The 14,282-nt window shown below is 40.6% G+C and carries 10 protein-coding genes; 6 read left to right on the top strand and 4 right to left on the bottom strand.

Features of this window, described 5'->3' with window-relative positions; genetic code table 11:
• Positions 1-13 precede the first annotated feature (13 nt).
• Positions 14-784 (bottom strand): choice-of-anchor L domain-containing protein, encoded by a 771-nt coding sequence (locus IPI59_15370; GenBank protein ID MBK7528876.1) that lies wholly within the window; start codon positions 782-784, stop codon positions 14-16.
• Positions 785-1,098: 314 nt separating this feature from the next.
• Between IPI59_15370 and fsa the strand changes: the two genes are divergently transcribed.
• The 6 genes from fsa to IPI59_15340 all read left to right on the top strand — a co-directional run bounded on the left by fsa (position 1,099) and on the right by IPI59_15340 (position 11,619).
• On the top strand, positions 1,099-1,752 hold the full coding sequence (fsa, locus tag IPI59_15365; GenBank protein ID MBK7528875.1) for a fructose-6-phosphate aldolase: 654 nt from the start codon (positions 1,099-1,101) through the stop codon (positions 1,750-1,752).
• Between the two features lie 80 nt (positions 1,753-1,832).
• Complete coding sequence (locus IPI59_15360; GenBank protein MBK7528874.1) at positions 1,833-5,810, top strand: GHKL domain-containing protein; 3,978 nt, start codon at positions 1,833-1,835, stop codon at positions 5,808-5,810.
• Between the two features lie 18 nt (positions 5,811-5,828).
• The gene (locus tag IPI59_15355; GenBank protein ID MBK7528873.1) at positions 5,829-7,076 is read left to right on the top strand and encodes an MFS transporter; all 1,248 of its coding nucleotides are present in this window, start codon (positions 5,829-5,831) and stop codon (positions 7,074-7,076) included.
• A gap of 108 nt (positions 7,077-7,184) precedes the next feature.
• On the top strand, positions 7,185-8,834 hold the full coding sequence (purH, locus tag IPI59_15350) for a bifunctional phosphoribosylaminoimidazolecarboxamide formyltransferase/IMP cyclohydrolase (GenBank protein MBK7528872.1): 1,650 nt from the start codon (positions 7,185-7,187) through the stop codon (positions 8,832-8,834).
• Between the two features lie 76 nt (positions 8,835-8,910).
• Entirely contained in the window at positions 8,911-9,195 is a 285-nt protein-coding gene (locus tag IPI59_15345; protein ID MBK7528871.1) for a DUF721 domain-containing protein, read from the top strand.
• A 21-nt stretch (positions 9,196-9,216) separates the two neighbouring features.
• Positions 9,217-11,619 (top strand): endonuclease MutS2, encoded by a 2,403-nt coding sequence (locus IPI59_15340; protein ID MBK7528870.1) that lies wholly within the window; start codon positions 9,217-9,219, stop codon positions 11,617-11,619.
• A gap of 114 nt (positions 11,620-11,733) precedes the next feature.
• Here the strand turns inward: IPI59_15340 and IPI59_15335 are convergent, their stop codons facing one another.
• The 3 genes from IPI59_15335 to IPI59_15325 form a co-directional block, all read right to left on the bottom strand.
• Positions 11,734-12,582, bottom strand: a complete 849-nt coding sequence (locus tag IPI59_15335; protein ID MBK7528869.1) for a gliding motility-associated C-terminal domain-containing protein — start codon at positions 12,580-12,582, stop codon at positions 11,734-11,736.
• Positions 12,570-13,415, bottom strand: coding sequence for a hypothetical protein (locus tag IPI59_15330; protein MBK7528868.1), 846 nt, complete (start codon positions 13,413-13,415; stop codon positions 12,570-12,572). Before IPI59_15330 ends, IPI59_15335 begins: the two co-directional genes overlap by 13 nt.
• A 405-nt stretch (positions 13,416-13,820) precedes the next feature.
• The gene (locus IPI59_15325; GenBank protein MBK7528867.1) at positions 13,821-14,213 is read right to left on the bottom strand and encodes a hypothetical protein; all 393 of its coding nucleotides are present in this window, start codon (positions 14,211-14,213) and stop codon (positions 13,821-13,823) included.
• Positions 14,214-14,282 lie beyond the last annotated feature (69 nt).

Below are 14,282 nucleotides of genomic sequence, written 5' to 3'. Positions count from 1 at the left end.
ACAAAGTCGGTATTTAAACTACAGCCTCTAAAAACACACCCGAGTCGAGTACACAGTCGCCAGCATCGGCAATAGCTAATTTCAGGTGGTAGGTTTCGCAGGGGGTTACTTTAATTTTAGCTTGTAATTGCACAGTCAAGCCATCGTATTGCACTGTCGAGTTGGGGTCAACAGGGAAGCCACTGCCATTGTCCACATAATATTCAGAGTTTGAGGCATCGTTTAGATTATTAATGGAAACAGGAACGGTGGTGCCCGGAATAAGTGCAATATTTTGAAACGGCACGCCCGGCCCTTCGATAAAAAAGGCAAAAACGTCATTAAAACTACTTCCTACATACTCCAAATATTCTTCAGAGCCAAATACGTAATTAAACGACAAATTTTCGGAGTAAGGTATAAAGTCAAACTCCAAAATACAGGCATCGTTGGTGGTAAAACCAATGATAATATCGTTTAAATCCTGGTCGCCATCAACACAGGTATTTATGCCGGTTGCACCACTTTCGTCATTAGGTCCGGGCATTTCATCAATGGTGCCCGAGCAAAGGGCAATACCTTCGTTAATGCCTAAATTGGTAAACTCGCCGTTAAAAAAACCTGATCCTCCTTCGGGGCAGGTAAGTGTGGCATTAGAAACCTCAAGACCAATACCTACAAAGGCTTTAGCTAATTTTTCGGCATCAGATTCCTGAGTTACTTCTAATTGGGCATAAATATTTGTAAAATTCAGCCATAAGCAAAACGAAAGTAAAAAGCCTAAAATACGTATATTATTTCTCATATTAATAAATTTTTGACGTAGAAAATCAATAATAAGCAGATATAAAGAAATTGTGTTTAAAATTCTATTTCCGGGCAAATATAACAATTCATACGCAAAATACTACATTAAATCTTATTTATTGCTAAATTTTTGACAAAACCATATTTATTTGTTAATATTTTGTCTTCTTATCCGGATAAAAAACTAATATGAAAATAAACATTATAAAAAATCGATTCCTTTATTGTGGATAGAAAAGAGCAAAAGATAAATAATTTTTATAATTGCGCAAAGTTGGCTAATATTGTGGCTTAATTATAAACTTGTTTCCTATGAAATTTTTTATTGATACTGCCAATTTAGACCAAATTCACGAAGCTGCTTCGTTGGGTATTTTAGATGGTGTTACCACCAACCCCTCGTTAATTGCCAAAGAAGGCATTAAAGGCGAAGATAAAATTTTGCAACATTACTTAGATATTTGCAAAATTGTAGAGGGCGATATTAGTGCCGAGGTAATTGCTACTAATTTTGATGGGATTGTGCGCGAAGGAAAACAATTAGCTGCCTTGTCGCCCAAAATTGTAGTAAAAGTACCCATGATTAAAGACGGTGTTAAAGCGATGGTGCATTTTACCGAACAAGGCATTAAAACAAATTGCACCTTAGTATTCTCGGCGGGGCAGGCAATTTTAGCAGCCAAAGCAGGTGCTACCTACGTCTCGCCGTTTATTGGCCGCATTGACGACAGCAATTGGGATGGTTTGGATTTAATTGAATCGATGGTAGCCATTTATAGCCAATATGCTTTTGATACTCAAATTTTAGCAGCATCTATACGCAGTGCTTTGCATATTGTAAAATGCGCCGAGTTAGGGGTAGATGTCGTAACTTGCCCTTTAAGTGCTATTTTAGGCCTGCTAAAACACCCGCTAACCGATATAGGCTTGGCTGCGTTTTTGGCCGATGCGCAAAAAACAAGGTAAAAAGCAAATCCATTTTTGGCTTGTTTGCAAGCAAATATTAGTTTAGTAATGTATATATAAAGAACTGGTTTTAATTCGTGTTGAGGCATCAAATAGTATTATTGCTTGTTGCTACCTGCTTGTTGGTAGGGGCGGCTGGTATTTATACAGTTTGGCTAAACAAAAAAATTGAACCTGCCCAACTTACGCAGTCGTTAAGTAACTATTTCGACCGTGCCGAATCTTTGTTTAATGGTATTTGCGCCGACTCATCGCTTATTGGCCGATTAGCCACCCGTACTTTTACCGAAGCTGATAACGAAAGGCTAAAAAATGTCAATTTATCGTTGTTAGTTTACCCAGCCGAGGGCGTTTCGTATTGGAATAACCGCCATTTAATAATACCTGATGCCATTATTTATGGCAATCCGGAACCAAAAATGTTGACCTTATTGAACGATGGTCTTTATTTATTATTTAGATGCGATATTGCAAACCCTAATCCGGATTTACCCCCCTCGACTTTGTTTGGTGGCTTATTATTGCAAAATCATTATCTCAAAACAAATCAGTATTTAGTAAATAAAACAAACAATACGATACCAAATATAAATGGGTTTAGTTTTTCTGTATTTACTGCCGACAGCTTAAATGCAAACCTGCCAAATGCTTGGGCTTCACTTAAAATAGATAAGCAGTTTTTATTAATAAATTTAAATGAGACAGAAAAAACAGCTGCCACTTTAACGCTGCCTTGGTGGTGGATGACCATCGTAACTTTAGGGTTTTTGGTTTTGTTGCTGGTAATTTGGCGGATTTCAAATTACATAAAAAACGCCAGCGGATTTTTATTAGGGTTTTTATCTTTGGGTTTAATGTTTGTATTGCTGTTTCGATGGATATTTTTGAAATATTTCAATTTGTTTGCGCAACTCTCACCTAAATTATTAGAAAAACATTTGGCGTGTTGTTGGGCCGGATTATTTGCAATTTTAACTTTGTACATTTATGTCAATAGAGAGGATTTTATAAAATGGACAACCAAGCACACGGCAATACATAAATGGTTAAAACCATTGGTAATGTTTTGTTTAGTGATTTTTAGCTTTTTTGCCTCAGGTTATTTGAGTTATGTTATAAACAAAGAAAATATATATTTTGCCCAAAACTTATATGGTAGCTTTAATGTACTGGTACTGTTAAATTTTATATTGCTTTCTTTATTAATTTACTCGTTTGCCCTTGTTACACTGTGGTTGCTTACAATGGCAGATGGATTAAAAACAACATGGCACGAAAAAATAATATATACTTTGATAGGTGGCGCGTTCTCTTTTTTGTTGTTTTTTAAATACTATTCATTTGTTTCTTTAGATTATACTTTTTTTGGTGTAACGCTTGCTTGGTTGTTTTTATATGTATTGTCTTCGCCCTTGTTTATTCAAACAAAAAAGCCCGAAATGGGCATTATGCGGGCTATTATATTCTCAAGTTTTATTAGTTTTTTTGTTACTTGCGTTGTTTGGAATAATATTAATTATTTAGAAAACAACAATTGCGAGCAGTTTTTAAGCACGGTTATTCGAGAACAAGACCCCCTTACCGAATCGCTGTTTCAAAGCCAAGCTATTAAAATTATAGCCGAAGATAATATCATCCGGAACTATTTTAGCAATCATTTTATGTTGCCCCGCAAAGAGTTAGAAGACCGGATCCGGAAAATTTACCTTAATGACTATTTTAATCAATATAAAATTAATGTATATAGAATTCAAAACGGAATAAATATTGACCAACAAACCGAAGGGCAAAACCTGAGTTACGAAGAAAAATTAGATAAATTTGCCATCCCTACCCAAAATACGTTTCTTTTTCAGCTTATTAACCCCAAAACCGGCAACTACGACTATATTGCCAAACTGCCGGTTTGGGGCGATGAAAAAATGCCCGAAGGCGAAAAATTATTAGGCTCCCTAATCATAGAAATGTCTAAAATTCAGGATGCAAAATCAAAAGTTTATCCCGAACTACTTATTTCCGACTCCTTAAGAAATACCAAAACAGCAGACGTTTATAGCTATGCAATTTATAGAAATGGACTATTAAGCACCTACGACGGCTCGTTTCCTTATGAATACAAATTGAGCAATCAGTTTTTACCCATTACCAACAACCTCAATGCAAGTAGCGAAAACAAAGACAATGCACACTATATTAACGAAAAATATTACTACAATACCCTTAATTATTCGCACTTAATTACGCACCAATCGGCAAGCAAAACGGTAATAGTTACAATTAATCAAAATGTATGGCTTAACTTTATTGTATTATTTGCATATTTGTTTTGTGGGTTAGGTATCTTCAGTATGTTGCATTCGTTTTCAAGCTATTTGGCCACCACGCAGCCAGTTGCTTTTAAATTTAGCGTTTTTCGCGATATAATTTCCACTATTAACTTCCGGATAAATACTTATTTGATTGGCCTTTTATTATTAGTATTATTTGTAATTGGCGTATTTACCCTCCTATATCTTTTCCGGAATATCGAAAATCAGCACAAAACAAATTTAGCCAAAACACGCAAAGATATGGTTTATGCTTTGCAACGAAATATTGACAATTATAACAACGAAACCGAAAACCCATCGAGCCAGCAAAACGACCTGATAAGCAACGCAGAACTTCAAGAAGAAAATGAAGAAGAGAATTTTAAAGATTCGACAACCGATTTTTTGGAGACAGAATCAAATTATGGCAACAATACATCTTTACCGCAAGGATTATTAAATAACCCAACAGCCCTGCAACGTACTTTAACCGAGTTGGCCGCCATACATGGCCACGATATTAATTTATATGATACATTGGGCATGTTAATTCAAAGCTCTGTACCTATATTGTTTGAAGAAGGCCTGGTTTCTAACCGGATGCAACCCGAAGCCTACCTTGAAATGAAACGCAACCAGCGCAACCAACTTACCCTAAACGAAAAAATTGGCGAACTTAATTATTTGGCAGCCTACTTGCCCATAAAAAACCGCGAAGGTAATGCCATGGCTTATGCGCATTTACCCTATTTTGAACAAAACGAAGCCCTACGCACCCAAAAAGTCAATTTTTTTGTGGCCATCGTTAACTTTTTTGTTGTACTCTTGGTGCTTAGTGCTACCATAGCCATAGCCCTCGCCCGCTCCATTACTAATCCTATTAATATGATTCGAGATAAGTTAGACCAATTGCGCTTGGGGCAGCGCAACGAAAAACTAATTTATAACCGGAAAGATGAAATTGGCAGCTTAGTTGACCAATATAATCGTACCATTGATTTGTTGGAGGACAGCGTCCAACGTTTGCAAGATGCCGAACGTATAAATGCCTGGCAAGACTTTGCCAAACAGGTAGCCCACGAAATTAAAAACCCGCTAACCCCCATGAAACTAAGCATACAACACCTGCAAAAAGCTATTGTCGAAAAACGGCAAGATGTAAACCAACTTGCAAGCCGCGTAACAAATACTTTAATAGAGCAAATTGATTTACTTGCCCACATCGCCTCCGAGTTTTCGTCTTTTGCCAAAATGCCCGCACCAATTAACGAAAAACTTAACTTAAACGAGTTATTAACTACCGGATTAGATGTTTTTGAGGTTAACCAAACTATTTCACTAACCAAAAAACTTCCGGATGAGCCACTTACAGTTTATGCCGACAGACAACAACTGCTGCGTGTATTTAATAATTTGATAAAAAATGCAATACAGGCAATCCCTAACGACCGAAAAGGAGAGGTAAATATTTTATTGGAAACAACCGAAAATAACGAGTTTGCCCTCGTATCTGTAAATGATAATGGCGTAGGCATCCCCGAAGAGCAAAAAGAAAAAGTATTTTTACCAAATTTTACCACCAAAAGCTCGGGCATGGGTATTGGACTTTCTATGGCAAAAAATATGATACAAGAAGCAGGTGGGCAAATTTGGCTCAATTCAACCATGGGCATTGGCTCTACGTTTTACGTAAAATTGCCATTATTTAAACAAGGTGAACCAACCCAACCCAAATCATCAGAAACGTAAATAAACTATTGTCGGCTTATGTTAAGCATCCAAAAAAAACTTACAAACTCATTTTATACCCTGCTAAGTTTCCCTGCCACTGCAATGGGTTTTGCGCTTAGCGTGCAAATTTCGGCACTAAGCTGGATAATGTCCACGCAATACCATTTAGAAATTGACCAAGTAGGCTATATATGGCTGGCAGGGCCATTGGCCGGAATTATTGGTCAGCTGGGTGTGGGCAAAATTAGCGACAGCACCTGGTTTATGGGCAGCCGTCGCCGACCCTATATTATTGCCGGCAGTATTATGGCTGCTTTAATGTTGTGGTTTTTGCCAAATTTGCAGTTTTTTGGTGGCGGCAGCTTATTAATAACAGCCTTAATTGTAGCCCTAACCTTAGATTTAGCCATTAATGTAAGCTTTAATCCCACCCGCTCGCTAATTGCCGATGTTACCCCACCGGGCGAAAAACGCACCAAAGGTTTTACTATTATGCAAACAGTTTCGGGCTTTTTTGGCGTTTTGGCTTATTTTATTGGCGCAGTATGGGGCAAATACAACCTTATTTATGTGGGAATAATATTAGTGCTGATTTTTTCAATCGTGCCCGTTTTGTTTATTAAAGAGCCTAAATACCTAAGCACTGAAGAACCAAACAGCAACCTTAATCCGGATAATTTATTGACAACAACCAAAGCCAATCAGACCGAATTAGTAAAAATATATGCCGCACATGGTTTTACCTGGCTGGGTATTCAAACTATGTTTGTATTTACTTACGCCTATATTGAACAATATATAACCAATGGCAACAAAGATGCATCGGGGCGCACTATTGATATAGCCTTTTTAATACTTAACTCAGTTGCTTTTTTACTGCCCAATTTAGTGTTTTTACCTATCAGCAAAAAAATAGGTCGTATAAAAACGCACAATATTTGTATTGCCGTAATGGCATTAGCCTATGCATTTATTTGGTTTTTCGGGCAGAGTGCAACCACTTTATATGCCGGAATGTTAATAGCTGGCATAGGCTGGGGCGCAACAGTAAGTTTGCCGTTTGCAATTGTTACCGAAAAAATTAATCCCAACCAAACCGGATGGTATATGGGCATTTTTAATTTATCGGTTGTTATTCCACAAATATTGGTAAGTGCATTTTTTGGAAAACTCCTAAAAAACTTTGGCGATATGCACTTGGTTTACGCTATTGCAACCCTATCGTTAGCTGTTTCGGCGGCATTATGGCTTACTATTAAACGAGACAAACCATTGTTAGCGTAGCGGTGCTTGGGTAAAATCGCTTCAGATGCCATAAATTAGCCGTAACTTTGTAGTTGCGTTTTACGCATCCGGATATATTTTAAATAATATGCTGAATCCTCTACCTACATGGCAGCCCACCTACTACAAATAAAACGCGCCTTATTAAGCGTATCCGACAAAACAAATTTAATACCCTTAGCGCAAACCTTATACCGGCAAGGCTGCGAAATAATTTCAACGGGCGGCACCGGCAAAACCTTGCAAGCCGCCAATATACCCTATACCGATATTAGCCAAATTACCGGCAACCCCGAAGCATTTGGTGGCCGAATGAAAACCATATCTTTTGCCATCGGCTCGGCCTTGCTATTCGACCGCCACCGCGATGCTGCCGAAGCTGCCCAACTCAATATTACACCTATTGATTTGGTGGTTTGTAATTTATACCCTTTTGAAAAACAACACCAGGCCGGCGCTGATTTTGACATTTTAATCGAAAATATTGATATCGGAGGACCAACAATGGTACGTGCAGCCGCTAAAAACTTTAAATATGTGGCCGTACTTACTAAACCCAGCGATTACCAAGCTATAATTTTAGAACTACAGGAAAACAATGGTGCACTTAGTTACCAAACCCGTTTTAACCTGATGCGAAGCGCGTTTAATCATACCGCCGACTACGACTCGGCTATTGCAACCGTTTTTGATGCCCAAGCCAACCAACCCAGCTTGCGTTTGGCTTTTGACGAGGCTAAACCCTTGCGTTACGGAGAGAATAGCCACCAGCCAGCTACTTTTTTCCGGATGCGCAACGCAATATCCTCGCTCGCCGATATGAAAATATTGCACGGCAAAGAAATATCATACAACAACCTGTTAGATATACAAGCCGCTATAACTGCTATTCGATTTTTACCCACCCAGTTGCCTGCCTGCTCGGTTGTAAAACACAATAACCCCTGCGGTTTAGCACAGGCAGCTACCCCCCCGCAGGCTCTGGAACTGGCTTGGCAAGGCGACCCAGTATCGGCATTTGGCGGTATTATTGGCTTTAATTGTACTGTCAATTTGGCAACAGCCCAATTTTTTGCCCTCGACCATCCAAACCGCAGCCAACGAAAATTTATTGAAGTGGTGGTAGCACCTAATTTTACCCCCGAGGCAATTCAATATTTACAACAACACAAAGATCTTCGCTTAGTAGCTTACCCACATATAAACCAAATCGCTACAACCCCCGATTACCGATTTGTTGAAGGCGGTCTGTTACAACAAACGCCCGATACTCAATTTTTTACCGAGCTAAAAATAGTTACCAACCTCCAAAACTCAACCAATAATGCCAACGACTACCAACTAATTCAATTTGGTATTAATGCAGTAACGCATTTAAAATCAAATGCCATTGCCATTGTACGCCGCACCTCAACAGGGCTTCAATTGTTGGGTATGGGCGCTGGCCAACCTAACCGTTTAGTTGCTACCAAATTAGCCCTTGATAAATGTAGGCAAAACCTGATTTACGAGCTAACTGTTTCAAGTGAAAAGACGACAAATGATAGTACAGCCTTTGTAGATGCCCAATTAAATGATACTGTTTTAGTTTCTGATGCATTTTTCCCTTTTCCGGATAATGTTGAATTGGCAGCAAGCCATCATATTAAAACCATTGTGCAGCCCGGCGGCTCTATTCGCGACCAAGCCGTCATTGAAAAATGTAACGAGCTGGGAATTACTATGTTGTTTAGTGGAATTAGGCACTTTAAGCATTAAAATAGCGTTAATGATTTGCAACAAGCAACCAATCGTTATTGTATATTCAGTTTTTTAATAAATTATTACAACCACTATGTCGAACGAGCGCACCTTAAAAGAAATTTTTGGCCAAATTATTAAAAATCACGGAGCAACCCATCAATTAAAAGCTGCCCAAATTAAAGCAAACTGGCAAAAAATTGTAGGACGCATAATTGCCATTCATACCACAAAATTGCAGTTAAAGGATACTACTTTGTATATTGAAGTTGATAGCGCACCCATCCGGAATGAATTGTACATGCAGCGCGAGCACCTCTGCCAACTTATAAATCAGGAATTAGGCGAAAACTACGTCGAAAAAATTGTATTAAATTAAAAAACACCCCGTTATTAAAAAATGAACACAACTGTTGATTTATACCCCAAAGAATTATACCAAAAATTAGAATTTGATAAAATATTATCCCTTTTATCCGGAAAATGTTTAAGCCCCTTGGGCAAAGCTGAAGTCGAAAAAATACAAATATTAACCGATACAAACGAAATTCAAAAACGACTTTTACAAACCAATGAATTAAAACAATTACTCTTCAACGAAGAACAACCGTTTCCGATAGAGTATTATTTTGACCTCAACGAAGAATTAAAATTAATACAAATAGAAAATGCTGTTTTAAATGAACAACAAGCGTTTAGGGTGTATAAAGCTTGCGTGGGCATAATGGCATTGATGCATTATTTTGGCAAAGAAGGCAGCGAAAAACGCGAAAAATACCCCAATTTGGCACAATTACTTAAAAATGTTGAAGTACCAAACCATTTGCTCAATGATTTTAAGAATATTTTAACTGACGAGGGGCGTGTTAGAAACGATGCCTCGCCGGGTTTAATTAGTATCCGGAAAAACATGAACGCCTGCTATCAAAACATTGACAGAAAATTTGTAGCCCTTTTAGCCGAATTTAAAAACAATGGCTGGCTTAAAGACCCCTACGAAACCATTCGCAATGGCCGCCGGGTAGTAGCTGTAGCCGTTGAAAACAAGCGCAAAATTCGCGGTATAGTTCACGACGAGTCGGGTACAGGTAATACCTTGTTTATTGAACCCGATGAAACCCTGCACATGAACAATGAATTAGTAGAGTTACAACTGGCCGAAAAACGCGAAATTTACCGGATTTTACAAACGTTAACCGCCAAAATACGACCGCACGCCGAACAAATAAAACGACACCAACGCTTAATGGCGCACCTCGATTTTATACGTGCCAAAGCTATGCTTGCCTGGGACATTAACGCCCACATGCCCCGCATTTCGGAAGATAAAAGTGTAGAACTTTTTGCCGCCTGCCACCCGCTTTTGCTGTTGCGCAACAAAGCCCAAGGCAAAAAAACTATTCCGCTAAACTTACATTTTTCGTTGGCCGAACGCATTTTGGTTGTCAGCGGCCCTAATGCGGGTGGTAAATCGGTGTTGTTAAAAACAGTGGGTTTACTGCAATTAATGTTTCAGGCAGGGTTACTGGTGCCGGTTGCCGATAATTCAATCATGTCTGTCTTTAGTAATTTTTTTGTGGATATTGGCGATGAACAATCTATTGAAAACGACCTAAGCACCTATAGCTCGCACCTGCGCAATATGCGCTATTTCACCGAATTTGCTAACAACAAAACCTTATTGCTAATTGACGAGTTTGGTGCCGGAACTGACCCTATGTTGGGCGGTGCTATTGCCGAGGCTATCCTCGAACACCTAATCCGGAAATTTTGCTACGGCATTATTACTACGCACTATGCTAATTTGAAGGTTTTCGCCAGCAAATCAAACGGGGTGTTTAACGGCAGTATGGCTTTCGATTTTCGCACCCTATCGCCTTTGTATCGCTTAGAAATTGGCCGACCAGGCAGCAGCTATGCCTTTGAATTGGCACAAAAAAGCCAGCTAAATACAGCTATTATAAATACTGCCAAAACTAAGGTTGATACCAATTACAAAGAGTTTGACGAACTGCTTAACTCGCTGCGTGCCGAAAAGCAACAGGCTGTAGAACGCGAACAAGCTGCCGCCGAAAAAGAAGCTCGCTACGAAGCACTTTTAACCGAATACAATGCCTTGTTTAACGATTTAGATAAAAGAAAAAAGAAAATTCTGTTAGAAACGGAACAGCAAGCCTTGGAACAATTGACGGTAACCAACCGGAAATTTGAACAATTAATGCGCGAATTGAAAGAGAATAACGCCGAAAAACAAACTATCCGGAAAATTAAAACTGAAATTGAACAAGATAAATCCCGGATGAACGAAACCATAGAATACCTTAAAGACGATATTTATTACCGCGATAGTACAGCACCTGTTTCCGTAAACTGTTTTGCACGATTGCGCACCGGCACCGAAATTGGCCAAGTGGTTGAGCTTCGTAAAGACTTGGCTGTTGTTGAGTTCGGTAGTCTTAGAACCAAAATTAAGGCAAGAGAACTAATAGTTGTTGAAGCAGCTCCACCTAAAAAACAATCCGGAATTAGAATTGAAAACACCCTTTATGCTCGCAGCGAGTTTAATGGCAATATAGATGTGCGCGGTATGCGCCGAGACGAAGCCCTTGAACTGGTAGAAAGCCTAATTGATAAAGCTTTGTTGTATAATGTTCACGAACTGAAAATTATTCATGGCTTGGGCACGGGTATCTTGAGGCAATCTATCCGTGAAATTGCCCGTAAATACAGTGCGGTCAAGTCTATCAGCGACGAAGAACCGCAATATGGTGGCTCGGGGGTAAGTGTGATAGAATTAGGATAACCTAAAAACATGTACAGAACAAAAAAATAGTCCGGATATTTATTTGCAAATATCCGGACTATTTAAAAACTACACATTAGGCGAAACAAGCGAGGCCTAACTAATTAGTTTATACTAACGCAATAAGGTAATATTGCCGTTCACATCTTTCGTTTTACCATCAATATAGGTAACTTTTGCATGAAACACATAAGTACCTACTTCACAAATTTTATTGTTATGCTGGCCATTCCAACCATCGCCGGGTAATAAATTGGTCATATCAAACACTAAAATACCCCAGCGGTCGTAAACAACCATATCAACACTGGCAATATTAGCACCTTTAACAGTGAATATATCGTTTGTGCCATCATTATTGGGGCTAAAAGCATTCGGAACAATTACATCGTTGGGTGGTAATACAGTTACAAAAACTTCATCTGTGGCTTCGCAGCCGTTTTCGTCAGTCGCCGTAACTATATAATTGCCCGATTGTGTAGGCTTAATGGTTGGACTTTGTGCAAATAAATCTAAAATAAATCCAAGTGGGTCATCCCAACTAAAACTTAAACCAGCACCAGTTGCCTCAGTTATCAATTCCAAGCTTTCGCCTTTGTAAATACTGGTATCGGCAATGGTTTTAATACTAACGGTACCAGCATCTAAGCTCAAATTAGCTTTTGCCGTACAACCATTATCAGTAACGGTTAGACTAATGGGGTAGTTTCCAACGTTATTAGGCGTAAGATCGTGAGGGCCTGTGCCTGTAAAAACGCCTAAACTACCTGCATCCCAATTATAAGTGGCGGTCGGGCTGATGCCGTCGGCGGTAATAGTAGCCGTTTCGCCTACACAAATCGTTGGTTGCGACAAGATTATGGCAGCCTCCGGCAGCGGTATTTCGGTTAAAGTGAAGGTAATTGGTTGGCTGTCGCAGTTGGCTTTGGCAATAGCGGTATAAGTGCCGGCTACGGTTGGCACATAGGTGTTGCCGGTTGCAACTTCTTGGTTGTTAATATCGTACCAGTAAATCGTTGCGCCGGCGGGGGTATTGCTTCAAACGCTGCGGTATTTGGTGTGCCTGCACAAGTGGCTAAGCTTTGCACTACGGCAGTAGGCACAGCCAAACTGCCAATTGTTACCGTTACGGTAGCCGTTGCAGCTGCACAAGGGGCTATGCCAGTAACGGTGTAGGTAAACGCATAATCGCCCGCCGCGTTAGTAGCAGCCGTAAATATGCCAGTTCCTGCGTTAAAGGTGCCGGCATCGGGTGTTGGACTGCCAGTAGCAAGTGTCCATGTGCCGCCCGCATCTTCGGCAGTCAGTAAGGTGTTAAGTTGTATGGGGGTGGCATCGCCAACACAGACGGCAGTTGCGGCAGCGGTGCCGGCAGTGGGTGCGTCTTGTATGGTAATGGTTTGCACCGATTGGTCGGGGCAGCCGGCTTTGGGCGTGGTCAAAGTAAAGGTAAGCTCGTAATTGCCCGCCGGGGTGGCATTAAGGTTTAAATTATTGCCTCCGGTAATAGTAGCTGTGCTGCCTGCTGGCGCGTTGGTAATTGTCCAGGTGCCCGCTTCTGCAGTCAGTTTGTAGGCATTCAGGTCAATAGAAGCGGCATCGTTGCAGGCATCGGCAGGTTTGGTGGTCGATACATCGGGGCAAGAGCAATCCTGAACTATCACTTCAAAATCTAACAACACATCGGTACAAGGCGCACCGTTGTCAATCGTGTAGGTGTAGGTGTAGGTGCCGGGGGCGTAGCCGTTAAAGTCGAGGTTGGGGTAAGTAGTGGGCCTGCATCGGCGGTTGTCCACGTTCCACCCGTATAGCTGCCGCCAGCCAAATAGCTGTTGATATTTAGCGCAGCGTTGCCATCGGCGGTATTGTTGCAAACCTGGTCGCCGGCCGCGCTTAACGAAGCCGTTTGGGCTAAGGCAATATTTACGTTCACCGTACTGTTGGCTGAGGGGCAAATGCCAAGTGCCGAGTTGATGGTATAAGTAAACGAGAAAGCACCATTTAATCCGGATGGATTTAAACTGCCCGCTCCGGCATTAAAATTGGCACCTGGGTTTCCGGATGCTACCGTCCAAGTACCGCCTGCTGTTTCTGCCGTTAGCTGGCCGTACAAATCTAAACTACTGTCGGTGCTGCACAAATCAATATCGGTTGGCGTGCCTGCATTAACAGTTGCATCAATTTGGAAAGGCAAATCAATTTTATCGGGACATCCGGGCTTTGGGGGTAGTAAGGGTAAAGGTCAGGGTATAACTACCTGCAACGGTTCCGGAAATATTTAAGGTGTTTCCTGCAATAGAAACGCTGCTGCCAATTGGCTCGTTGGTAATGGTAAACGTTCCGGCTTCGGGCGTAATTTTTAAGGCTGCCAAATCTATTGTTCCCGCAGTATTGCATATATTGCCCGGATTGGTTATGGTCAAATCGGGGCAGAGGCAGTTTTGTACGGTAATAGTTATTTGTTGGCAAGTTGGGGTACAAGTGCCGCTTGGGTCGTCTAAGCAATACTCGTAAGTCCATTGGCTATTAGCTGCCAAGCCTACAAAATCGGCAATACCTGCGCCATCAGGGGCGGGTGCGCCTGGGGTTACCACCGTCCAGATGCCGCCACTGCCTTGTGTTACTAAGGTGTTAAAATCAAGCGTCGAGCCTTCGGGGGCGGT

It is taken from the genome of Sphingobacteriales bacterium (assembly GCA_016706405.1).
Taxonomy (GTDB): Bacteria; Bacteroidota; Bacteroidia; order Chitinophagales; family UBA2359; genus BJ6.
This window is presented reverse-complemented; position numbering and strand designations above follow the sequence as displayed.

What these genes read in the sequence shown, in the direction of transcription:
- IPI59_15370 (MBK7528876.1), bottom strand. Translation starts at nt 784, where the DNA reads ATGAGAAATAATATACGTATTTTAGGCTTTTTACTTTCGTTTTGCTTA.
- fsa (MBK7528875.1), top strand. Translation starts at nt 1,099, where the DNA reads ATGAAATTTTTTATTGATACTGCCAATTTAGACCAAATTCACGAAGCT.
- IPI59_15345 (MBK7528871.1), top strand. Translation starts at nt 8,911, where the DNA reads ATGTCGAACGAGCGCACCTTAAAAGAAATTTTTGGCCAAATTATTAAA.
- IPI59_15340 (MBK7528870.1), top strand. Translation starts at nt 9,217, where the DNA reads ATGAACACAACTGTTGATTTATACCCCAAAGAATTATACCAAAAATTA.
- purH (MBK7528872.1), top strand. Translation starts at nt 7,185, where the DNA reads ATGGCAGCCCACCTACTACAAATAAAACGCGCCTTATTAAGCGTATCC.
- IPI59_15355 (MBK7528873.1), top strand. Translation starts at nt 5,829, where the DNA reads ATGTTAAGCATCCAAAAAAAACTTACAAACTCATTTTATACCCTGCTA.